General features: G+C 47.8%; 15 protein-coding genes. 6 read left to right on the top strand and 9 right to left on the bottom strand.

What is annotated here, in order from left to right; translation table 11 throughout:
• Positions 1–314 precede the first annotated feature (314 nt).
• Entirely contained in the window at positions 315–1,349 is a 1,035-nt protein-coding gene (locus B5M13_RS03835) for a GntR family transcriptional regulator (protein WP_080054380.1), read from the top strand.
• Positions 1,350–1,367: 18 nt separating this feature from the next.
• Entirely contained in the window at positions 1,368–4,781 is a 3,414-nt protein-coding gene (locus B5M13_RS03830) for a VCBS repeat-containing protein (RefSeq protein ID WP_080054379.1), read from the top strand.
• 170 nt (positions 4,782–4,951) lie between these two features.
• Here the strand turns inward: B5M13_RS03830 and B5M13_RS03825 are convergent, their stop codons facing one another.
• The 8 genes from B5M13_RS03825 to B5M13_RS03785 all read right to left on the bottom strand — a co-directional run bounded on the left by B5M13_RS03825 (position 4,952) and on the right by B5M13_RS03785 (position 13,541).
• Complete coding sequence (locus tag B5M13_RS03825; RefSeq protein ID WP_080054378.1) at positions 4,952–5,272, bottom strand: hypothetical protein; 321 nt, start codon at positions 5,270–5,272, stop codon at positions 4,952–4,954.
• 272 nt (positions 5,273–5,544) lie between these two features.
• Positions 5,545–6,177: an NAD(P)-dependent oxidoreductase gene (locus B5M13_RS03820; protein WP_080054377.1), complete on the bottom strand. Its 633-nt coding sequence runs from the start codon at positions 6,175–6,177 to the stop codon at positions 5,545–5,547.
• Positions 6,178–6,398: 221 nt separating this feature from the next.
• Positions 6,399–6,869 carry a MarR family winged helix-turn-helix transcriptional regulator gene (locus B5M13_RS03815; RefSeq protein WP_080054376.1) on the bottom strand — a complete coding sequence of 157 codons (471 nt, stop codon included), beginning with the start codon at positions 6,867–6,869 and terminating at the stop codon, positions 6,399–6,401.
• Positions 6,870–7,209: 340 nt separating this feature from the next.
• The gene (locus B5M13_RS03810) at positions 7,210–7,518 is read right to left on the bottom strand and encodes a hypothetical protein (RefSeq protein ID WP_080054375.1); all 309 of its coding nucleotides are present in this window, start codon (positions 7,516–7,518) and stop codon (positions 7,210–7,212) included.
• 47 nt (positions 7,519–7,565) lie between these two features.
• The gene (locus B5M13_RS03805; RefSeq protein ID WP_080054374.1) at positions 7,566–8,837 is read right to left on the bottom strand and encodes an MFS transporter; all 1,272 of its coding nucleotides are present in this window, start codon (positions 8,835–8,837) and stop codon (positions 7,566–7,568) included.
• A gap of 405 nt (positions 8,838–9,242) precedes the next feature.
• The gene (locus B5M13_RS03795; protein WP_080054373.1) at positions 9,243–9,686 is read right to left on the bottom strand and encodes a MarR family winged helix-turn-helix transcriptional regulator; all 444 of its coding nucleotides are present in this window, start codon (positions 9,684–9,686) and stop codon (positions 9,243–9,245) included.
• Positions 9,687–10,380: 694 nt separating this feature from the next.
• The gene (locus B5M13_RS03790; protein WP_080054372.1) at positions 10,381–12,603 is read right to left on the bottom strand and encodes a TonB-dependent receptor family protein; all 2,223 of its coding nucleotides are present in this window, start codon (positions 12,601–12,603) and stop codon (positions 10,381–10,383) included.
• 398 nt (positions 12,604–13,001) lie between these two features.
• Positions 13,002–13,541 (bottom strand): hypothetical protein, encoded by a 540-nt coding sequence (locus tag B5M13_RS03785; RefSeq protein WP_080059782.1) that lies wholly within the window; start codon positions 13,539–13,541, stop codon positions 13,002–13,004.
• Positions 13,542–13,841: 300 nt separating this feature from the next.
• Between B5M13_RS03785 and B5M13_RS03780 the strand changes: the two genes are divergently transcribed.
• The 4 genes from B5M13_RS03780 to B5M13_RS03765 all read left to right on the top strand — a co-directional run bounded on the left by B5M13_RS03780 (position 13,842) and on the right by B5M13_RS03765 (position 20,447).
• Positions 13,842–16,409, top strand: coding sequence for a TonB-dependent receptor domain-containing protein (locus B5M13_RS03780; RefSeq protein ID WP_080054371.1), 2,568 nt, complete (start codon positions 13,842–13,844; stop codon positions 16,407–16,409).
• A gap of 63 nt (positions 16,410–16,472) precedes the next feature.
• Positions 16,473–17,186: a LolA family protein gene (locus tag B5M13_RS03775; protein WP_080054370.1), complete on the top strand. Its 714-nt coding sequence runs from the start codon at positions 16,473–16,475 to the stop codon at positions 17,184–17,186.
• Positions 17,187–18,302: 1,116 nt separating this feature from the next.
• Positions 18,303–19,331 (top strand): LacI family DNA-binding transcriptional regulator, encoded by a 1,029-nt coding sequence (locus B5M13_RS03770; protein ID WP_080054369.1) that lies wholly within the window; start codon positions 18,303–18,305, stop codon positions 19,329–19,331.
• Between the two features lie 60 nt (positions 19,332–19,391).
• Entirely contained in the window at positions 19,392–20,447 is a 1,056-nt protein-coding gene (locus tag B5M13_RS03765) for a glycoside hydrolase family 43 protein (protein ID WP_080054368.1), read from the top strand.
• Between the two features lie 161 nt (positions 20,448–20,608).
• On the opposite strand, the gene B5M13_RS03760 is transcribed toward B5M13_RS03765, so the two are convergent.
• Positions 20,609–24,046 (bottom strand): VCBS repeat-containing protein, encoded by a 3,438-nt coding sequence (locus B5M13_RS03760; protein WP_080054367.1) that lies wholly within the window; start codon positions 24,044–24,046, stop codon positions 20,609–20,611.
• Between the last annotated feature and the right edge of the window lie 21 nt (positions 24,047–24,067).

Raw genomic sequence — 24,067 nt, 5'->3', positions numbered from 1 at the left:
ATTAGATAGAATAACTAAGCAAACAGCCCAGACACCTCGTATCTGGGCTGTTTTCATTATAAAAGCCATTTCCTGCAAATATCATCCAAGTTTTTGCGCAAATTATCCAAGTCGATCCTTCCCCATTCGCCTACTTTCGCTTCAGCATTGGCCTATGTTTTTTACCCGAATGATACGGCACTATAACAGCAAACTCAGGCAATCGATGACTCATAAACAAAGCTATTTGTTTGAAGCGTTGATTGGCCTTTTGATTATGTTATTACTCCTACTGGGTATCGGCTGGCTGTAAGTAAACACTAACTGAAACGATTATGATTGGGGGAACTGCTTTACGAGATGCATCCTTTTTACGGATTGACGAAAACGGAAAAACGCCCAAATTCCAACAAATTATTAACGGCATTATTGCCCAGATCGAAGCGGGTATTTTCAAACCCGGCGACCGACTGCCCTCCATCAATGAAACCAGTGCTGAGTATTATCTGGCTCGCGCTACGGTCGAGAAAGCGTACTGCAATCTGCTTAAAAGCGGGCACATCACCTCCTTATATCGTAAAGGCTTTTTTATCTCGCAGGGCAAAATCGTCAAACGCGTGCTGTTTCTGACGGGTGCGATCAGCGAAACGAACCGGGCTATTTTTAAGGCAGTAAGCGAACAGCTTGGTAAAGCCTATAAAGTCGACATTTATGCCTACGAATATCAGCGCGATTACCTACTGGATGAGTTAGAAAAACAGGCGGGTAATTACCATTACTTTGTGTTGATGCCGCATCATCTGGGCGAAATATGCGACTTGACCGACCTGCTGAAGAAAATCCCATCGGATCGGCTCATTTTTCTGAATGGTTCAACGGTAACGGCGTCCCGAAACTGTGCGTCAGTACGTTTCGGATGCGGGGAGCATTTCCGAACCATTCTCGAAGCGAATGCCGCTACATTCCGTAAGTACCACACGCTCAACTTTGTCACGACCGACAACGAGTATATCCCCGCCGACTGGTATCGTGCATTTTTTGCCTTTACAGAAACCTACAAGTTGAATGGGCAAGTACTGGACGACGTTCGGGAAGCACCCTTGCAGCGTGGGTCGGCCTACCTACTCATAGACGATGACGATTTAATAACCACAATTCAGGATGCCAGCCGGAAAGGGTTTACGCTGGGGCATGATATTGGCATTGTCTCGTTCAACGATGCCCGGTACAAAGCGGTCCTGGGCGGTGGTATTTCGGTGATACAAACCGATGTAGCGACGATTGGGCGGAATCTGGCAATCATCATTGCACAGAACCAGAAACAGACCGTCCGTATTCCGATGCAGTTTATTGATCGTGGCTCGTTGTAAAGCCCTTCACCCGTCTTCATGCAACGACTTTTATTACTCCTGATCCCCCTGGTAGCCTCCCTGGCCTGGGCCGTCGGACACAACCCACCGACGCCAAAACGATTCCGTCAGCTCCCTTCTTCGCAAACGGGCATCACGTTCAACAATCGGATACAGGAATCGGATTCGGTGAATATTCTACGCTTTGAATACCTCTACAACGGCGGGGGCGTTGGTATTGGCGACTTCAACAATGATGGCTGGCAGGATGTTTTTTTTACGGGTAATCAGGTTTCTTCGCGCTTATATCTGAGTAAAGGAAAAGATGAAGAAACACCATTGCATTTCGAGGACGTAACGGAATCAGCGGGCGTAACAACGCATGCCTGGTGCACGGGCGTTACCATCGTCGACCTGAATCAGGACGGTTGGCAGGACATTTATGTGAGTGTGGCCGGTTACGACAAAGACACGACCAAGCGGGCTAATCTGCTGTTTATCAACCAGACGAAGAAAAAAGGCGATCCTGTTCGATTTCGGGAACAAGCCCGTGAATATGGGCTGAACGACATGGGTTACAGCACCCAAACTGCTTTTTTCGATTACGACCACGACGGTGACCTGGACGCTTATGTGTTAACGAACGCTCTTGACCGCTATAATCGAAACGCCCTGCGTCCGAAAATGATGAATGGGGAAGCTCCTGGTAATGATCGGTTGTACCGGAACATGAGCGCAGAAAGGGCGAAAGAGCGAAAGAGTGAAAGAGCGTTTTCTAAAGATTCGCTCATTCACTCGTTCACTCTTTCACTCTTTAAAAACGTTACCCACGAGGCTGGCATCTTGACAGAAGGGTATGGACTGGGTATTACCATTGCGGATCTGAATGGTGATGGCTGGGAGGATGTGTACTGCGCGAATGATTTTCTGTCGAATGATTTGGTATGGATTAATAATCAGGATGGTACGTTTACCAATAGAGCAGCTGATTATCTGAAGCACCAGTCTCATAACGCGATGGGCGTCGACATCGCTGATATCAACCATGATTTGCTGCCCGACATTATGGTCGTTGACATGCTGCCCAATACGAACCAGCGTCAGAAAATGATGCTGCCCGGATACAATTACGACCGGTTTCGTATGGATTTGAAAATGGGTTACCAACCACAATACATGCGCAATACTTTGCAGTTGGGCGGGGAGCGGGGAGCCTTCTCTGAAATCTCCCAACTCGCGGGTGTCGATAAAACCGATTGGAGCTGGGCACCCCTATTGGCCGATTTTGACAATGATGGCTATCGCGATTTACTGATTACCAATGGCTATCGACGAGATGTAACGAATCTGGATTTTACTACGTATCTGGCCGATTTACATGCCGGAGGTTTTGGTGATGAGCAGGAGAAAAATAAAAAAGCCTACCAAAAATTACTGGAACTTCCTGACGTGAAACTGGCTGATTTCTGCTACCGAAATCGAGGAGCGGAAGGCAATCTGACGTTTGAGGACGTATCGGAGCAATGGGGTCTCGACGCACCAAATTTTTCCAATGGGGCTGCATACGCCGATCTGGATAATGACGGGGATCTGGACATAGTCATTAACGCCATCGATGACGAAGCCTTTGTCTATGAAAATGGTACAGCGCAGGTTGCAGAGTATAGCGACAGTAAAGAACACGTAAATTCGTGGCTTCGGCTGGCGCTTGAGCGGAATCCAGCGCAGGGAACGCGGGTGAATGTCTACTCCGGGAATCATACACAAACAGCCGAATTTAATCCGACGCGTGGTTATGTATCGTCAGTGGAGCCGTATCTGCATTTTGGGTTGGGGGCCACGTCAACTATCGATTCGGTGGAGATCATCTGGAATGATGGTACCTATCAGGTGCTACGTACTGTAAAGCCCAATCAAGTGTTACGTGTTGTTTATGATCCGATTGGAAAATACAAACCACGTAGTTTTTCAACACCCACGTATTTTCAAGAGATACCAGCAACTGATCTAGGGCTGGATTACGTCCATGCCGAGAGCGAGTTTAATGACTTTGCACAGACCCCTTTACTGCCTCATAAGCACTCGCAGAATGGCCCACCTATGGCGGTCGCCGATGTGGATGGAAATGGATTGGAGGATATCTACATTGGTTCAGATTTTGGTCAGAAAAGTTATCTGTACTTCCAGCAGTCAACTGGTCGTTTTGCAAAAAAGGAACTTCAGAAAGAAGCCAATCAGGAAGAGACAGGCGCTTTGTTTTTCGACGCGGACCAGGATGGGGATCAGGACTTGTACGTAGTCAGCGGAGGAAGCCATGCCAACGCTCCTTCAGCCGCCTATCAGGATCGGCTTTATTTGAATGATGGGAAGGGGCATTTGACGCCATCCAAACAGGCATTGCCCCTAATCAACAGTAGCGGCTCCTGCATTAGTGCCTGTGATTTTGATAATGATGGTGATCTGGATTTGTTTCGAGGTAGCCGGCTGATTCCAGGTCAATACCCAATGCCCGTCAACAGTTTTCTGCTTAAAAACGAGCATGGTCGATTTATCGACATAACAGCGCAGGTCGCTCCTGAACTACAAAACATTGGGCTGGTTACGTCAGCTATATGGGCCGATTTAGACAAAGATGGTTTACAAGATTTAGCGCTTTGTGGCGAATGGATGCCTATTACTATACTAAAAAATACAGGCAAGCAATTCACTCATTCGCTCATCCACTCATTCGCTCATTCAAGTGGCTGGTGGAATACGCTCGCTACTGCCGATTTTGATCATGACGGTGATATGGATTTGATAGCCGGAAATCTGGGATTGAATACCAAATACAAAGCATCATCCGAACAGCCGATTGAGTTATTTGCCGCCGATTTTGACAAAAACGGGCGTATCGATCCTATCATAACCTATTACAATGATCGACAGCGGTGGATACGCCAAACACGCGATCTGTTAACGACGCAGATCCCATCGATGAAACGTCGTTTCCCCAATTTCGATACGTATGCAAATGCGACCTTCAACGAATCATTTACAGAAGAGGAACGCAATTCGGCCTACCATTTAAAAGCAACAGAATTTCGCAGCATGTACTACGAAAACGTTGGTAATGGGTTTAAAGCGCATCCGCTTCCTGTGGAAGCCCAATTTGGTCCTGTATACGGTATTGTGGTCGATGATTTTAATAGGGATGGGTATCAAGACGCTTTACTCATCGGTAACTCCTATGCCTCAGAAACTATCGGCGGCTGGTATGATGCCTCAAAAGGCACCTTATTACTTGGCGATAAACGTGGTGGATTTATGGTTGACAACCTTAACGGGTTGAATGCCGATAAAGAAGCGAAATCGATCGTGCAACTTCATCAGAAAAAGGCCACATCCGTGATCATAATTGGTAATACGAATAGCCCGCTTCAAGTGTTTACCAGGGGTAATACCAATGAATGACGTACTAGCACTAGACTCAAAAGGATATAAACCTGACAAGCGCCGATTTTGAACCACCCGGCCGATTGTAGCCCTAACCCAAAAGCAGTTGTAGCTAAACCCCCACCCCACTGATCCACGTAAAAACAGCACGCATGGCCAAGTACCAATCGGGACATTTGACGATAGAGCTAGTGGAAAAGTTTCTGAACGATTCTACTAAAAAGCTGCCCCAGTAAGCCATATTTAAAATGAATAAAGGGAATGCTATGCCCATCATCAGTAAACCAGGTAACCAATAGTTCGTACCGAGTGGCCCCTAAACACGGCATGGTCAGCAGTCCGACGACCAGATGGGCGGCACCCAACGCGCTAGCAGCCACCGCTTTAAATTGACTAAGCGACTCAAATTGCAACACTTCTAAAAGCTTATTACCCTCCTGGATGGCTTTATGGTAGGCCACGACTACCAAGCCTTCGAACTGCTTTAAACGACCATGGTCTGGACGCATCGGTCTGTAAACTCTGCTCGAAAGCCGCCAAATTCGTCCAATGGAGGTACTCGGTAACGTGTTGTCAATCTATACTGCGGGAAATGCCCCCAGCCACCAGACTCGCAATGGGGCCGAGTGCGTGAGACGACTATTTGCCGCTCAGGAAAAGGCCCGTTAGTAGCCCCACTTTTGTCAGGCTGATGTTATTGACCCGCGCTTGGTTTTAAGCAGAAATTCGCACTAAATCGGCCATGATACTGATTGGTAAGGCTGACTAATTCCGTTTATGACTAGTAGGCAACCGCTATCGTTTGTTGCCAATTAGCTTCTGATTCGAGTTGCCCCAGCATGAACTCAGCTAAATCGGCTCGTGAAATTGACCCGGCATTGTCCAGCGTGCCGGATACACCCACACGAACGTGTCCGGTTCGCTCACCGCTGACCAATCGAAACGGCCGCACAATTGTCCACTCCAGCGTACTCTTCCGGACAATCTGCTCCATCTGCCGCATATCTTCATATTTATGTCGAAGCAGGGGCTTCACCAGCCAGCGATAGAACAACGGGCCGACCGGTTTGTCGAGTACACCCACGCTGGTTAGGCAGACCAATCGCTTAACCCCTGCTCTATTCATTTGGGCGACGATGTTTTGAGCTGACTGACGGTGAAAGGTCATAGGCTTAAGCGAAGCCCAAAAGCTACTGATGCCAATGGCCGACAACACTGCATCCTGCTGCTCAAGGGCGGGGGCAAATGAATCGGGTTTTAGTGCATCACCGACTGTCACGTGCAGCCGCTGGTGGGTCAGAACGATAGCGGCCGGGTCACGAACAATGGCCGTTACGTAATGGCCGCGGTTGAGGGCCTGTTGCAGGAGTTCACGCCCGGTTTGGCCCGTGGCGCCAAAAATGACTACTTTCATAACGCTTATTCATTGGTTTTTCACTTAACTCTCATCGATGATCGCGTTTTTCAGATGAACGTTTGCACCCCGTCGTTATTGGATTTGCCGATACAGGACAATTTTCTAAACCCGCGGGTTTCAGCGTCACCTCGGTACTGTGGCATCGAAAGCAGTTTCGCTTTATTAGTTTTAATTGAAACTACATGTAGATAAAATAGTTTTAATTAAAACTATTTTATCTACAGATCTGACGGCCTATTGAGATTACTTACCAGTTGTAACAGCACTTTTCGACAGATAGCCAGCTCCTGCTCATCGATTCCTTGAACGGTATGTTTCGTCGTTGCCCAGGCGATAGCCGTGAGCGGTTGTTGTAGCGACCAGGCTTGCCGGGTGAGTCGTATTTGATTGATGCGTCGATCGGTGGGATCCTCGATTCGTTTAACCAGATTGCGTTTCTCTAGGTTGTTGATCAGGCTGTTAATACTGGTTTTATGTTTGGCTACCCGCTGGCCGAGTTCCTGTTGGGTTATCCCGTCCTGTTGCCAAAGGTGTACCAAGAGGGCAAATTGCTCGACGGTGATCGAATACCCAGCCCGCTCAAAATCGTCGGTCAACTGGTTGCTGATTAGTCGGCCTACCCGGCCCAGTAAAGCCCCCAAGGATAAGGGTAGGGTTGATTCATCTGTGTTGTTGCGATCCGGATTCATACTCAAAAGTAGCTATTGTTCGTTACCCCACTTAATTGAACTTACCTAATAACTGAACGGACTACCCTAACCGTGTTTAGTGGTCATTCATTGATTACGGGGCTTTCAACAGTTACTTTACTGAGCAATCCTTTTCACATGTATTATCCCAAATAGTATTTCGTATGCGACGGATGGCGTTTGACAGATAGTAAAACTGTCTCACAATTTGCTCTCATGTGAGACGGGTAAATTGTACCTATCGATACATAGGGCCTTTAATTGGCTGGCTGGTTCCATGCCTGTCAACGGCTATCCGTAACATACGATGATTCTTAGGCAAGTGATCGTGATGGTCTACCTATTCTTTGCGCTTGGCTGAGAACCGGATGCTAAGCCTTGAACTCACCAGGGCCATGCCTAATAAAAAGAAGACGACGGTTAAAGGGGCCTGATTGGACAACTGGCCAGCAAGAAGGAGCAGATAACCCACCAGGATGTTGAACCAGGCCCAGGCAATATTGAGAAAAGGAGATGACAGTCCCTGCCCACGGGGTTTGGAAAAAACAGTTGGAAATTTATTACCCGAAATTCCCTGTACAAAGTGAGGAACGGCATTCGTCAAAAATACACCACTAAAAAAGCAGGCAACATAGTGATACCAGAACATGTGATTTTTAGGTTTAACGTTTATTCTTTAAGCTAGTAACTCATCTATCAGGCTGTTGGCGCCACTGCCACTTCGGGTGCCAGATTTTCAGGCAGGGGCGAGATTGGTTTTGAGGGACTGATTTTTTGTCGATGGCGGAGGTGCAACGCACCAATCCCCAAGGCCATAATGCCTTCGCCTAGTACAGTCGCCTGTACACCAACGTGCTCTGATATAGTCCCGACAATCAGGCTACCAACTGGTAAGGCGCTAGCATATACCATGACGAACATACTCATAACCCGACCTCGCATGGCAGGAGCTGCCTGAGTTTGGAGCAGCGTGTTACTGATCGTAATCTGCGACATCATCCCAAATGCGCCAATTACCAAAAAGAGCAGCGCTAGTGGATACCAGCTCGTGTAGGAAAACAAGATGAGCCCTGCCCCGAAAACAAAGGTGTTGACGGCCAGTACCTTGCTCAGGTTGCGCTCCGGCTTTAGGGAAGCCAGAAAAATGGCGCCGATAAAGGCTCCCAGCCCGATGGCACTGTCGAGCAGGCCAAAGGTGGAGGCTGTGCCCCGAAATACATCCTTTGCATAAACGGACATCAGGCTGGTGAAGGGCAACACCAATAGACTGGCCATCGCCAGCATGATCATGATAAACCGAATGGATGCTGTTTCTTTGGCATATGTGAATCCCTCTGCCAATTCAGTTAATATATTCTTCCTATGCAGTCTTGGTACATATTTGGGCAGTTTCATGAGCAAAAGGGAGCTAATGACGGCTATAAAGCTGACAGCGTTCAGCCCAAAACAGACCACCTCGCCTAGTTTTTCGATGGCAATGCCGGCAATGGCCGGGCCAATCAACTTGGATAAATTGACCATCGATGAATTTAACGCCACGGCATTCGGTAAATCTTTTTTGTCATCGACCAGTTCGTAAACCAGCGACTGACGAGCGGGCACATCGAACGCATTAATCAGACCCAATACGACACTCAATAGAATGATTTCCCAAACGGCATAGTTCTTGAAGAAGACCACAACCGTAAGCAGAACCGCCTGCACCATCGATAAAACCTGCGTGAGTAAAAGAACCCGGTACCGATCATATCGATCGGAGAAAACACCGCCCAAAGGTGTTAATAAAGCTGACGGAAACAGGGTAGCAAACACGCTCATGCCTAACATCAGCTTGGAATGAGTCTGCGAATAAATTACCCAGCTTACCGCCGTCTTTTGCATCCAGGTGCCGAGCAGAGAAATGGATTGGCCGGCAAAAAAAAGTCGGTAATTCCGACTTTTAAACGCGGTGAATGTGCTTACTTTCATAACGTGAGTTTATCGTAATACCTGTCAATAGCACCTGAGAGTCAGGGTTTCATCTTGACCATGAATGAACTACTTGCCATCACCGACATAGCCACAATACCCAAAAACAGCAGGAACATCAACAGATTGTTCTTTGGAGATGTCTTACTTACCTGAAGTAATAAGTACTCGATAAACAGATTAAAACAGGCCCACAAAACATTGATTTTAGGCGAAGAAATCTCCTTGCCCGTGACTTGGCAAAGGGAGATGGAAACGGATCGCCAGAGATACCTTGAATAAAATGAGGTACTGCGTTGGCCAGGAAAGCACCGGCAAAAAACGCAGCTACATAGCGATATCACTTCATAATTCGATGAGTAGGTTGTTTGCAAAAGTTTTAAACTTCTTTTTTTCAAACCAGCTTCAGTCAACCTCCACCAGTTTGCTCAACGGGACCAATGCCTGACGCAGGATCGCTTTGTCTTCGGCGGAGCAGGTTTGCAGTATGGCTTTATTTAACCACTCGTCAACTTCATTTCTAACAGCGTGTAAAATGGCCTGACCGGTTTCTGACAGGGAGATCACCACTTTACGCTTATCGGTTTGGGAGGGGGTACGGGTAATATAACCAAGCGCCAGCAGGTGATTCAAAATCTGCGACATCGACTGCATGGTCACTTTTTCTGTCCTGGCGATCTCGCTGGGCAGCAGTTCTTTCTGCTTATCGAGCAGTTTAATGACCGACCGTTCGGTAAGCGATAGCTTGGCGTGAGTTGGCGACTCACTGCGTAGCTTTTTAATAAGCCGGGTCACTACTATTCGTAGTTCGGTTGATAACTCTTGGTCGTTTTGTGGTGATGAGGCCATATTAATAAAGTAAACTTATTAAGTAACTTTATAAAATGACAACTAGTTCATGATTTGCAGAAAAAAGCAGTAGTTGGTTAGTGCGTATGCGACTGATTGTATTGGACAGATAGTAAAAAATCAATGTCTCACAATTCGCCCCCAAATGACACACATCACAAAAGCTCACTCCTCATTTTGCTGTTTTAAGGCGGCCATGTCACGCTTTTGTGTTTGCTTCATGGGGGTACGTCTTCATCTTCTGACGATAAAGTTGGGCCAAACTGCGCAAGGTATGGCAACTGTGAATACCTAAGTCTTCCATCACCTGGCTTACTTCTTCACCGCCAAAGAGGATACGAAAAACGGCGGCCTTTCGGAGTTGTTCGCTGAACTGGAAGCGACCGCTTCGGCGGTCCCATCAGCAGGTCGCGAATGTGGTCTTGTATGGTTACGGTCCGCTGTTGCGGTCGATTTTGGGTGAAATCTGACAACCTATTTCAGTGTAAGCTAGTGACAGGATCAGTAACGTGTCCGACAAGATGAAAGAGCGTTTAAAATGATAGTCAGATTCTTCAGCTGTTGAACGTTGAAGTATTGACAACAGGATAGGCAATCGAATACACCTTTGTTGATAGACCGCCTGGAAAATCAAATTCCCCGCCTGCTTGCCGTATCATAATACGGCAAGCAGGCGGGGAATTTGATTTGTTGGTTAGAGGTTCAAGCCAACGGTCAGTACGGCGCTTCGGCCATCGGATGGCCATACGCCGGGCCCTGGATAGAAGGTCGGACGCTTGGTGAAGTACTGCGTATTAAGTAGGTTATTGATGCTTCCACGCACTGTTACCAGCCGTTTGATGTGCCAGGTGCCATTCAAATCCCAAAGGCTATAAGCAGGTACTGGTCCAATAGCTCCGTTGGCCGAAGCAGTCGGCGTATTCAACGCATCGGAAAACGTCCGCGCCACATAACTATACTGGAGCGTCAGACTTGCCGTACCATAACGAGCAGTGAGACCATTGCGCGTCGTCCAGCGAGGGGCCGATTCTACCTGATTGCCCGTTACGGTCCGGTTCTCGGTTCCGGCCGAAACCCGGCCATTGATGTACCGGGCATAGTTATAGGCCGTTGAGCTAAAGCCACTGATCAACAGGTTGGTTGTGCGGAGAAGTTGTGTTTCTATCAACGCTTCGACGCCGGTGCTCCGACTATCCCCGATGTTGGTCCGGTAGATATAGCTGGTTCCATCGGTATTTGTCAGTAACAACGTACCCAATCGGTTTCGGTAGAGTAAGTCAAAAACGGTCAGATTTACATGCATCCCCTGCCAGCGCCCCGTCAAACCGATTTCGGCATTGTAGCCATAGGCGTCTTTCAGGTGCTTGTCGATCTGCTCATACGTAGAAGCCGGAATGATATCCTTGAACACAACGGGGCGATACGCCTGCGACCAACCTCCATAGAGTTTTACCGCATTGCTGAGTCGATATTCGGCGTTAATACCCAGTAAGGCAAAATGGTGGCTAATGTCGGTTGGCAAATTAGACGCGTCGTAGTAACTGATTATGCCACGCATTTCCGTTTTTCCATGCTCAATCCGAATGCCCGGAGCAATCATGAGCCGATTGGTCAGGTAGAACTGGTTTTCGGCAAAAGCGGCCATGTTCTTCGTTCGGTAATGCAGGTCGCGCTTAAATGGACTGGTTAGGGTCAGGTCAAAATCACTCCCTGTTGTTCCTACACCCAATTGCCGACGATGCAAATCGGTATTCATCAACTGCACACCAGCGGCCAACGCTCCGTTCAGGCTCCCTAGTTTATACTGATGTAGCAGCCTGGCTTCGGTCGTATAGCTGTTAAAGTTGTCAATATCGACCTGGCGTGCCCGATACTGCCCCGTTACCCGATTGATCGTGTCGGGAACCGTAGCAAAGGCATCCAGTTGAACACTATTACGATTGCCCAGCACCGCCGACGTAGTCCACAAAAGTCTGGTTCGATCCGAAATGCGCCAATCCAGTTTCAAGGATGGAATGTAAATATCGGGGTTGAAATAGTTTCGGCTACGGGTCGACTGACGCGGGTCCTGCGCAAACATGGCATCGGTCAGCGGGCCGGGAATATTGTATATGTAGGCAGATCGGCCCAGTTCGGCCGTCAGGCTGAGCCGCTGTGTCGCCTGAAACTGGATTCGGCCTAACTGAGACTGAGCATCGGTACCGCTGTTTTGACGATAGCCATCCGAATGACGACGATAGTAATAGGCGTAATAGGTCCATTTACCTATCCGTCCGCCAATGGCATTAAAGGTACTCCGCAGTCCGTACGATCCAATGGAATTGATAGTCTGGAAGCCGAACCGACGCGTTGTATCCGCTTGTTTGGTAATGTAATTAAGCATCCCGCCAAACTGTGCCCCGTATTGCAGCGAAGCCGTCCCTCGGACTAGTTCGATTCGTTCGATTCCTTCCATGGGCGGTGAATAGTGGCTGGCCGGATAGCCATACATATCTGAGTTTGTAATGACACCATTCTGGCGAATATTATTTTCCCAGGAACGGTGAGGGTCCAGCCCCCGCGTAGAAATATTGATCTGATTTCCAGTCCCATCCATGTCATAGACAAATACCCCCGGAATCCGGGCGAAGATCTGCCGGGGATTTTTCTCCGCGACATTAGCATCGATTTCAGTTATGCGGATGGCCTCACTACGCTTTCCTCCCATCAGGTAGGTTCCATGGACGTTTGGTAAGGATTGTATAACGATGGAGCGGTTGCCCGTTACGGTAACAGGATTTAATAGGCGAGCCGAGTCGCCTGCCGATTTTTGTTGCTGAGCAAACAGTGAAGCCGACACCAGTACCATCCCAACGATCAGACGTGTGGTAGGGACAAGTGTAACGAATGGATTCGCTTCAATTGAAAATTGCTTCATAAATCAATGTTTATCTAAATAGCTAATTATCAGAAGAAAGGCGTTTGGTGGCTTGTACAAAAGCAGTGCCGATTCTGATAGTAAATGATTATACTGATTGTTTTAGAAAGGTCGACAATGGATGTCCTACAGGGGCACCAGCATGTAAACTCCTACAGCCTGGCCGATTAGCCAGTTCTATAGCTTGCCTCACTGACACCCGGAAATTCGAAGGGCACACGATCGCGATACTAGTTCCGTCTGGCTGTTGTACACAAGACGATTTCAGGCGCAAAAACACCTAGCTTCCTGACACAGAATACGATGGGCATCCGTCAAACACGAATTGACGGATATACTTAGCCAATACCCACTCACGAAGCGTTGGAATCTACTTGAAAACAGCCCGGAAATCGAAGTCAGGCTTGAGGAGGGGGCGAAACAGGCGACCGGTCTAGCTGGTACCGGGCAGCCAGCATATTCGGAAACTGTAGCACACACGCCAACGAACGTACCACTGGTTGATCGAGTTGGCAGAAAAAAGGAGGAAGGTAAGTAGTTAGCCGTTCGCTGATCAGTTTAAGCAGTCTACCCAAAGGCGATTGAGCGTCATTCTGGTCATCGCTAAGTTGCTGCCATTGTTCAGCCAGTTCAAAAAATCGTTCTCTGGCGTTCTGGTTCGTTTTGAGCAACGTATACAAGGTATCATTTGCATACCGCTGCTGAACGATGTTGTAAAACGTATCTCCATCCTGAATGAGCCCCTCCTGCCCATCCGGGTTTTCCCAGGCTGCGGTGTAGGGTAAGGATATTGGCAATTTGACCAGTTTAAACTCATCGGTTGCCGACCGCTGCGAGACTTCCTGATAGCTTTGTTCAAACGTTAGCACAGCCAAAGGCAACCCTAACCAATGATAGAGCAGGAGGATCAAAAAACCGATGGCTGGTAACGATTTCACAAATAGCACTTAATTCGCCGGTAATTTCGTCATTTTCACCGGATAATGTATGAATCGGCCCTAAATCTGAACGCTCCACCCACCGACAAGGCCTGACGGATAAACGAAACGAACGCGTTTCCTAAATGCCTTTAGCTTTCGATTATGGCCCTAAAACCTGTACTGAGGTCAGTAGGGCAGCCTCACCCTCTTCATTCATCAGCGATAAACACTAGTCCATCCGGCCTTATAGCCACTTCATCCACTTTTGTTTTTAAGGCTTCGTAGCATGACTGACCTTTGTTATGTCAGAATAAAGCTATGAAAACGAACATCTTCTTAACCGCTCTTCTTTTTTGGGTTGGCAGTTTGCTAACCCCAGCCCAGGCCCAGTTCCCGATGATGGGTGGCTCTACCCAATCTAAGGCATTGCCCGGTACGGCTGGCGATCAAAGCCCGAAAGGGAGCGCTAAAATTATCGGCTCGGTAGTAGACTCAACCCAGGCCAAAGCCGTTGAATTTGCCAGCATCGCCCTTTACAATAAGTCTACCGGCAAGGCCATCGATGGTACCGTTGCCGACGAAAAAGGAAAATTTGCTCTAACCAAACTGGTAGCCGGTGATTATCAGGTGCTGATTAGTTTCGTCGGATTCCGCAATAAAACCATTTCTAACCTGACCCTGACCAACGGTCAAACGCTGGATCTGGGTGTTATCAAACTATCGTCCAGTATCAAAACGCTGGAAGAGGTAACGGTCGTCGGTCAGGCCGCCGTGATCGAAGAGAAAGTAGACCGGCTGGTGTATAACGCTGATAAAGACATTACGGCCAAAGGTGGTGATGCTACCGACATTCTGCGTAAAGTACCAATGCTGACCGTAGACCTGGACGGTAACGTGTCATTACGGGGTAGCCAGAATATCAAAGTATTGATCAACAACAAACCTTCTACGATTGTTGCCAGTAGTGTTTCGGACGCGCTGAAACAAATTCCAGCCGATCAGATCAAAACGGTCGAGGTTATCACTAGTCCATCTGCCAAGTATGATGCGGAAGGTTCGGGGGGTATCATCAACATCATCACCAAAAAGAACAGCCTGCAAGGGTTAAATCTCAACATCGACTCGGGGGTTGGTAACCGGGGCTCTATGCTATCCCTGAATGGGAACTACCGGAAAGGAAAAGCCGGATTCACATTGGGCGGCTTTGGCCGGGCCATGTACAATACCATCACGAAAACCAATCTTGATCAGACTAGCCAGTCGGGTGGTGTAACGACCTTGACCCGCCAGAGTGGTGATGGACACAGCTCTGGCCTGTTTGGCCAGTATAACCTGGGCTTCGATTATGATCTGGCTAAAAATCAGAGCATTACGGCCGGTGTGCGGTATGGGGTCCGCAACTTCTCCAACCAGCAGGACCTGGTTACCCAACTGTTCAACAACGGCTCGCTCAACTCAAGTACCAACCGGAACGTCGATGCCAAAAATTTGTCGGGTACAGTAGACGCCAACATCGATTATCTGCACACCTTCAAACCCCAGCAGGAATGGAGCATTTCGACCCTCTACAGCCGCAACGACCTGACCAACAACTTCGATGCGAATCTGTTCGGCAGCACTGGTGATTTATCGGGCCGTCAGCGGAATCTGAATAAGAACGTAAACCAGGAGTTTACGCTGCAAACTGATTATCAGACCCCGATCAAGAAAAATCAACTGCTGGAGTTTGGCGGCAAAGCCATTTTTCGGGAAGTCAACAGCGACTATAAGTACCTATTTGCGGGGCCTTCGGGGCAATTCACTACGGAGTCGAACAATACACTGGGCGAACTAACCTACCATCAGAACATTGCTGCGGGGTATACCTCGTATACCTACACCACCAAAAATCGCTATACGCTGAAAGGTGGGGTACGTTATGAACACACCTTCATCGATGCCAGCACCCGCGAAGGCGGTAGCCTGGGCGTAGGCGACTACGGTGTGCTGGTGCCTAGCGTGAATGCCTCCAAGACGATCAAAGGAACGACGTTTAAACTCGGCTTTAACCGCCGGATTCAGCGTCCCGGTCTGCAACAGTTGAACCCCAACTTCAACGCTGCGAACCCTCAGGTCATTACACTTGGCAATCCTAAACTGAAACCTGAACTGACCAACAACGCCGAACTGGGTGTGAGTAAAACCATTGGCAAAACGTTTATCAATGCAACGTTCTTCGGCCGCATTACCAACAACGCCATCACGCAGGTTAGCTCACCATCCGACTCGATCAAAGGTGCCATTGTCACAACCTATCAGAACATTGGCCGTCAGCATGCCTATGGCACCAACCTGTTTGCCAACGTAGCCGCTACCTCTAAAATCAACATTGGCTTATTTCTGAACGCTTTCTACACAAGCCTGACGGGGCAGTCTACAGGGCTGGACGGAGCTTCGTCTGAAATCACGAACAGTGGTATGAACATCGGTGGCGGTACATTTATGAACGCTACCTTCAAAAATGGCTGGGGTGCTCAGGCATTTGGGTTCCTACAGGGATCGCAGGTTCAGTTGCAGGGCCGTCAGGGTGGCTTCGGTTTCTACACGATTGGTGTCAAGAAGGAGTTCAACAACAAAAAAGCCAGTCTGGGTTTAGCGGCCGAAAACTTCCTCAACAACCGCTTCAATATTCATACAACCTTGAACTCACCCTTATTTAGCCAGGTCAACGATGTGTATATGTATAATCGGGGCGTCCGTCTTACCTTCACACTCAAGATTGGCAAAATGACGATGGACGCTCCTCGCAAGAAAGCCAAGTCGGTCAATAACGACGACGTAAAAAGCGATGGAAGCGGTCAGACCCAATCGGGTGGTACGCCAGGAGGAGGCCAGTCTCGCCCTTAACTGTTGAAAATCCCACATAAAAGTTACTATTTGCCAACTAAAATTTTAACCTAATTCCGCAACATGAAAACCAACAAATTCCTGGTTCTAGGCTTCGCCCTTTGCCTTTCTGGCTTTGCCCAGGCTCAGACCGTCGACGAATTGGTCGATAAACACGTAGCCGCGCTGGGGGGGCTGGATAAACTGAGCAACGTCAAAACGCTGTATATCGAACGCTCGATGGCTATTAACGGCATGGAAATTCCCAGCAAGTCGACTATTGTGGTTGGCAAATCCATGCGGACCGAAACGTCGGTAATGGGCAACTCGATGATTCAGGTTGTAGACGGCACCACTGGCTGGATGGTGCGCCCGGCCATGATGGGTGGCACCGGCGATCCAGAAGAGATGCCCGCCGATCAGTTGAAAAGCTCAAAAGGCCAGCTTGACCCGTTCGGTGCTCTGGTCAATTACAAAACCAAAGGCAATCAGGTCGAGCTGATTGGTAAAGAGAAAGTAGATGGTAAAGATGCCTATCACCTGAAGGTAACAACTAAAGAAGGGCAGACCGTCGACGAATTTCTGGATGCGAACACCTACCTGGTCAATAAGGTCAAAATGGCGATGAATGGACAAACGGCCGAAATTGCCTTTTCAGACTACAAAGACAAAGACGGAATTAAGTTCGCCAATACGATGGAAATGGCCTCACCACAAGGCGCTTTAACCTTCACGACGGAAAAGATTACTGTTAATGGTCCGGTAGACGAAAACATTTTCAAAAAGCCGGCTAAGTAGGGTCGAAACGTGCTCACATAGCTGACCCATTCTCTATAAAAAAAACCGCTAGTCACTAGCGGTTTTTTTTATAGAGAATGGGTCAATGCAAGACTGCTCTTATGGGTTAGATTATCAATCTACCCTTTTGACTCAAAAAAGGGCCCTCAGGTAACAAAAACGCTGGCACTAAAAGTACCAGCGTTTAAATCTAACCCATAAGAGCTTGCAGCCGAGTTCACACCCAACTACAATCAATAACAAATTAGGCAAAAATCTAACTAATTAGTAACAAAGTAGACTATTTTACTAATTAATAGCTTACTTTTACTACATGCATTTATATATTCATATTTAATATAGTTTTTAATTTCCCCTCCTCACTAGACGCCTAAAGTATTATCTTAAATAGTCCAAAATGTTTCCATACTTAGGTTTATGTACCTGTCCATTCATGGTAGTATTTTAAAATTACGGATAGCCATAAGGGAATAAACCGGAAATTTTTATCGGGATTACCCGTTCACAGGTATTAATCCTTTTTTTTGGGCAAAGGCAGTTAAAGAACGTTATAGTTAAGTTAAGAAGAGAATGCAGTCAACATCCCGCCACCAATTAGCGGGATGTTACTTTTTTATACGAACCGCAACACGATGAAATCTGATGCCTATTCGTCTACGTATGTTAGGCATTACATTAGTTAAATAGAGGAATCTTAGAAACGCCCAACCATATTGAGTTGGGCGTTTTTTAGGTATATACTTCACCAGTGATTTGTAGATCGGTATAACTGGACGTAAAACAAAGCCCCTGTCAACTGACAGGGGCTGTTGGCATTTAACCTATGATAAATCTAAAAAAAGAGATAGATCGTCTACCTCCTTTACATCATGGTCTAGACGATCTGTGGATAAATTTCTGCTAATTTTTCGAAAAAGCAATCGGTTGCATAAAAAGAATCATGAAAATAGTCCGTTCTCTAATTTTTCGTATTATTGCACATATTCCTGATAACACTTCACTTTTCTCAACATACATTGTTGTATTTCGTTTTCAAATGATGATTTAATAGATCTCTTTGGCTAAAAACTGGATCATTTCAACCGATTGCAACGCATTGATAAACCCACCGCAACAATGCAGAAAGATGTAACGATTTATGACATTGCTAAACTCCTTGAGTTATCCCCTGCTACGGTAAGCAGGGCATTAAATGACCATCCTGCTATTAGCTCTTCGACAAAGAGCCTCATTACCAGTAAGGCAAAGGAGATGGGCTATCGTTCCAATCTATTCGCCAGCAATCTACGCCGTCAACGAACCAATACCATCGGTGTAATTGTACCCCGTCTTGATAGTGCGTTTATGTCGACCGTATTGGCCGGCATGGAGAAAATAGCCAATAAGAGTAATTACAATCTGATTATCAGTCAATCGCTGGAATCGGTTAAGAAAGAGGTTGCGAATGCTAAAACGATGTTCGATAGCCGGGTCGATGGATTACTGGTTTCTTTAGCCGCCGATACTGACGATCTTGAGCATTTTAATACATTCTTCCGTAAAGGCATTCCGATGATTCTATTCGACCGGGTGATGCCGCAGAAGAATTGCACCAATATTGTCATCGATAATGTAAAGGCAGGTTACGATGCTACGATGCATCTTCTCGACCAGGGATGCAAGCAGGTAATGCACGTAACGGGTAACATCAAGCGAAATGTATATGCCGATCGGCTCAAAGGCTATAAAATGGCCCTAGTCGACCGTGGGATTCCGATTTCCGACGAACTTATTCAACTCACTGACCTAACGCGTCAGGCAGGGCTGGATATGGCCAGTCATATCCGTCAGATGGCTAGCCCTCCCGATGGGCTTTTTGTTGTCAGCGATTTCTGTGCGGCCAGTTGCATGGGCGCGTTACGCCAGTATGGATTTGCCATTCCGGCCGATATTGCCGTGGTAGGCTTTAATAATGATCCAGTCTCTCAGGTTGTAGAACCTAACCTTTCGACGATTCACTACCCTGGACAGGAAATGGGTGAGATTGCTGCCCAAACGCTGATCAATCACCTGAATGGCCTGCTCCATCTGAACACAACCAACAGTATTCTGTTGAACTACGAACTGATTATCAGGCAGTCGTCTCAGCGGACCAAAGCTCTATAAGAGCCGGCAAAGGTACTTGCTGCTATTCTTACCGTACAATTCCTTACCTATTCTTAGTCTATGATTAGTCCAACCAAACTCATTATCGCTACGGCTGGCCTGGCACTTTTGGCCATCCAATCCGGTATTTGCCAGAATCCGGTTTCCAGTTCGGCAAAGCCGAAACCACTCGTGACGGACATTTACACAGCCGACCCATCGGCCCATGTGTTCAACGGTAAAATTTACATCTATCCATCGCACGATATTGAAGCCAACGTGCCCCAGGATGATGAAGGTGGCCATTTCAACATGCGTGACTACCACGTTTTTTCGATGGACAAAATTGGTGGCAAAGTGACCGATCATGGCGTTGCGCTCGACATTAAAGACGTTCCCTGGGCAGGGCGGCAGATGTGGGCTCCTGATGCCGCCTATAAAAATGGTATGTACTACCTCTATTTTCCCGTAAAGGACAAAAAGGACGTTTTTCGCATTGGTGTAGCCACCAGCAAATCGCCCGTGGGCCCGTTTAAGGCCGAACCAGCTCCTATTCCTGGTAGCTATAGCATCGACCCAGCCGTATTTACTGATACCGATGGCAAATCATATATGTACCTCGGCGGCATTTGGGGAGGGCAATTGCAACGCTGGCACACAGGAAAGTATGACAGTAGCCTGAAAACGGACCTAAAAAAAGATAACGAACCTGCCTTAAATGCTAAAGTTGCACGCATGAGTAAGGATATGCTTAAGTTCGATGAACCGCTCAAAGATCTGGTGATCGTCGACAAAGCGGGTAAGCCACTACTTGGGGGCGATCATGATCGACGGTTCTTTGAAGGAGGCTGGATGCATAAATACAAGGGTACCTATTACTTCTCGTACTCGACGGGCGATACACACTTACTGGTATATGCCACCAGCAAATCGCCATACGGTCCGTTCACCTATCAGGGAGTGCTGATGAAACCTGTGACGGGCTGGACTACACACCATTCTATCGTAGAGTTTCAGGGCAAATGGTACATTTTCTACCACGATGTAGAACTATCTGGCAAAACGCATCTGCGCAACATCAAGGTACGGGAACTGAAACGGAACCCGGATGGATCGCTGGAAACCATTACGCCATAAACTGAGTTTCTAGTATTTTTTTGTCATTCCGACGAAAGAGGAATCTTAAGATTCCATTACTCTCAAATCAGTAAATCTTGAGATTCCTCTTTCGTCGGAATGACAAAATACTTTTCAGTACAGTGTATTAAAACAGATTAACCAGCTTGATCAAACACCCATTATTTCGTTGATATAAGTTCCTCTGCTTGCCTTTTATCAGGCATTAAACAACGATTGAGCCGTATACCCTGCGAATTTATAGCCGTTATCAGCAACATTTCTTTATTTTTTCCGGTCAATAAAGCTGATGTTCGGGAGTCGCCCCGAATCACTAATCCGCTCTCGGCCGGACTCAGGGGTTGAAAATGACCGCGCCCATCGCCTAGTAGAACAACGCCCACGGAGGCATCTTCGCGACCCATGTTTACTTCGTTCGGATAAAAGTTTCCGGTCAATACAGCATCCAGCCAACCATCCTGATTGACATCATGGACAACAATACCAAAAACGGGAGCAGCCTGAGCCATGCGAGGTAAGGCATGAATCGCAAACTTTCCCTGGCCCAGGTTTTCGATGTAGGCACTTTGCAGATAAGTAGCCCTGGCTTCATACGCCCCACTCCTATCGTCGTCCGTAAACAACTGATCGAACCTGACAGCCGCGTAATCCGCAAAACGCTGGTATTTCCGTCGGAACTGAATAACCTGTTGATTCAAGGCATCGCGCGGTACAGCCGGGTAACATACCCCATTGATGTAGTAGCCCATCAGCGGGTCCATAGTGCCATCGTTGTTAAAATCCTTCGCCATGATGGTGACAGGCTCCTGCTCCGAAGCGCGATAGAGTGTATTTAGCCCCTCATTACCCGCTATGTAATCCAGATCGCCGTCCTGATCGAAATCGCCCTGGGCGAGGCTATTCCACCAACCCGATGAGTTGGGGAGTTGAATCGGTTTCGACGCCTGAAAGGAGCCTTTGCTGTTTTTATAGATCGTAAGGGGCATCCATTCGCCTGCCAATAGGAGGTCCGCCCAGCCATCCCGGTCGTAATCAGACCATAGTGCCGAACAAACCATACCCGCCTGCATCAGTGATGGGTTTAGTTGCTGGGTCACATCCACAAAGCGACGCCCCTGCGCCGTCTGATCGTTTCGAAGCAGATAGCTGCGGGCTGGTAGTGGATACTTCCCCGGTATCTGACGGCCACCTACAAACAGGTCCTGGTCGCCATCGTGGTCGAAATCGGCAGCGACTACACAGGAGCCGCTACCCGATACATCCGGTAAGGTTCCGGCAGGAGCTGGGTTAAAATCGCCTTTTCCATTGTTGATAAACAATTGATTCTGATAAAATGCCTTTTCGGTCGCTGGGCGTTCGTTTCCGCCATACACTACATATAAATCCAGATCCGTATCGCCGTCGGCATCAAAAAATAAGGCGCTGGTTGCTTCCTGATCGGCAGTAGCAGGAAAAGCACGCTTTACAAATCCACCACCTGCCGTTTGCCAGAACAGACAGGATGGACTACCCCGGTACGAGCCGCCCATAAAACAATCGTCCAGGCCGTCGGCATTGACATCGCCAACCGCCAGCGCAAAGCCTGATCGAGACAACATTTTATGCATAGCCGCCGTCTGTTTAAAATCGACAAAGTCCGACTCAGTATGGGCAAAATCAATGGTATACTGGTCCGTTACATCCGTAAAGAGTGAATTTGTCTTTTTATAAAACACAGGCTTATTGCCCGAAGATGCCTGATCCTGTGAAAGCGTAAGTACCTGGTTGGCTGGTAGGTTTCGTTTTATCTCTACTCGCCCGTCGGGCCATTCGATGCGTAGCGAATCAATTATAGTGCTTTTTCCCAGGCCTATATGGAGTCGGGGATCTACCGATGACAAATACCCTCTGATGACCGTTGCTTCACTGTACTGCATCGTTTCGCCAGACCAGAGTGTTACCTTAGTGCCAACACCCTGACGATTTGTCGGACTTCCCTGCAAGGAAATGGTCAGGTAATGATCGGTCGGGTTCTGTTCCCGGCTCTGATTCCGGTAAATAAAAGCTTCGCCATCCACGTTGTTTACGGCCAGATCCAGATCACCATCATTGTCGAAATCGGCATAAGCGGCTCCATTCGCGTAAGACTCGTCATGTAATCCCCAGTTTTGGGACACATCCTCGAAGCTTCCGTCTTCTTTATTATGGAAGGCGTAATGAGCCAGCGGGATCTCAGGAACCTTGTCGAGCAGCTCCAGGCGTTTCTTTGTATTAAATTCAGTAGTACCAAAACCCGAAAAGTCTTCGGTAAAATTGATAAAATCGCGGTCGGTAACGTTTTTCCGATAACCGTTCGTTACGTATATATCCTTCCGTCCGTCGTTATCGAAATCGGCCAGCAAGGTTGCCCAACTCCAGTCGGTTTGTGCCACACCGGCCATCAGCCCTACTTCCGAAAAAAGCGGAACATTTTTTCCCTTCTTCTCCAAGCCCTCTGCACTTTGTCCTACACCCAAATTCATCTGGAGTGAGTTACGCATGTATTGCATCTGATGGCCAAACTGGGGCGAAATACTCATCTGCTTCCGATCATAGTCCTGCCCGCCCAGCATCATTTTAAGTCGGTCATTTTCTTTCGGTAGCATGTCCAGTTGCATCAGATCGGGGAATCCATCATTGTTCAGATCGGCTGCATCGACGCCCATGCCATACATACTCGTATGTGTGGTCGCCTGTTTGATTACATTGGTAAAATGTCCTTCACCATCGTTGAGATACAGGATGTCGCTGCTGGTAAAGTCGTTGGAGCAATAAATATCAGGGAAACCGTCTTTATTAAAATCACTGATAACCAAGCCCAAGCCTAGCTCATCGTAGGTAATCCCGGCTTCTTTCGAAACGTCTTTAAAAACCGGATGCCCTTTGGTCCCTGCTCCCTCGTTACGATACAATTTACCCGTGCTCGGGTGTGATCCATCCGCTACAACCGGGCGAACGTGGGCAGGGTTCTGAAAATCGGGAGCCGTATTGAGCAGAAAAACATCCAGGTCACCATCCCGGTCGTAATCAAAAAAAGCGGACTGGGTTGTGAAAGCGGGGTCGGCCAGTCCATACTCGGTAGCCATTTCCTTGAAAACGGGCTTACCATTTTTTAAACCCTGATTGATAAACAGCAGATTTTCGGTCCGCTTAAGCGCTGGGTGACTGGCAACGGAGACGTACATATCCAGCCAGCCATCCTGATTGACATCGACCATCGCCACGCCCGAACACCAGCGATTGGTTGTTAAACCAGCCGATTGGGTAATATCCTCAAACGAAAAGGCCTTCTCGCCCTGCTTACCCTGATTCAGATACAGATGACAACTCACCTGATTGCCCGTAAAAACCAGGTCTACCAGCCCATCATTGTTGACGTCACCTATGCCTACGCCCCCACCGTTGTAGAAATTTGTGAACGTAAAGCCATTTAACTGTTCTGTAGGGGTTAAGGTGTTGGTAAACGTGATGTGGGTATGATCACTGGAAAGCCGCTCAAATCGCGTCGGTGCCGATTGATGACAGCTCACCATCAAACCACTGACCAGTAATCCAAACGTCCACAACCGGATACGTCTCATAGAAAGCATTTTGGTTCTCTT

This window comes from Spirosoma aerolatum (assembly GCF_002056795.1).
In the GTDB taxonomy this organism is placed as follows: Bacteria; Bacteroidota; Bacteroidia; order Cytophagales; family Spirosomataceae; genus Spirosoma; species Spirosoma aerolatum.
Note: the sequence above shows the minus strand (reverse complement) of the source record. Positions and strands in the feature narration are given on the sequence as shown.

Excerpts from the sequence above, each read along its gene's own strand:
- B5M13_RS03835 (WP_080054380.1), top strand. The coding sequence starts at position 315 with ATGATTGGGGGAACTGCTTTACGAGATGCATCCTTTTTACGGATTGAC.
- B5M13_RS03830 (WP_080054379.1), top strand. The coding sequence starts at position 1,368 with ATGCAACGACTTTTATTACTCCTGATCCCCCTGGTAGCCTCCCTGGCC.
- B5M13_RS03825 (WP_080054378.1), bottom strand. The coding sequence starts at position 5,272 with ATGCGTCCAGACCATGGTCGTTTAAAGCAGTTCGAAGGCTTGGTAGTC.
- B5M13_RS03820 (WP_080054377.1), bottom strand. The coding sequence starts at position 6,177 with ATGAAAGTAGTCATTTTTGGCGCCACGGGCCAAACCGGGCGTGAACTC.
- B5M13_RS03815 (WP_080054376.1), bottom strand. The coding sequence starts at position 6,869 with ATGAATCCGGATCGCAACAACACAGATGAATCAACCCTACCCTTATCC.
- B5M13_RS03810 (WP_080054375.1), bottom strand. The coding sequence starts at position 7,518 with ATGTTCTGGTATCACTATGTTGCCTGCTTTTTTAGTGGTGTATTTTTG.
- B5M13_RS03805 (WP_080054374.1), bottom strand. The coding sequence starts at position 8,837 with ATGAAAGTAAGCACATTCACCGCGTTTAAAAGTCGGAATTACCGACTT.
- B5M13_RS03795 (WP_080054373.1), bottom strand. The coding sequence starts at position 9,686 with ATGGCCTCATCACCACAAAACGACCAAGAGTTATCAACCGAACTACGA.
- B5M13_RS03790 (WP_080054372.1), bottom strand. The coding sequence starts at position 12,603 with ATGAAGCAATTTTCAATTGAAGCGAATCCATTCGTTACACTTGTCCCT.
- B5M13_RS03780 (WP_080054371.1), top strand. The coding sequence starts at position 13,842 with ATGAAAACGAACATCTTCTTAACCGCTCTTCTTTTTTGGGTTGGCAGT.
- B5M13_RS03775 (WP_080054370.1), top strand. The coding sequence starts at position 16,473 with ATGAAAACCAACAAATTCCTGGTTCTAGGCTTCGCCCTTTGCCTTTCT.
- B5M13_RS03770 (WP_080054369.1), top strand. The coding sequence starts at position 18,303 with ATGCAGAAAGATGTAACGATTTATGACATTGCTAAACTCCTTGAGTTA.
- B5M13_RS03765 (WP_080054368.1), top strand. The coding sequence starts at position 19,392 with ATGATTAGTCCAACCAAACTCATTATCGCTACGGCTGGCCTGGCACTT.
- B5M13_RS03760 (WP_080054367.1), bottom strand. The coding sequence starts at position 24,046 with ATGAGACGTATCCGGTTGTGGACGTTTGGATTACTGGTCAGTGGTTTG.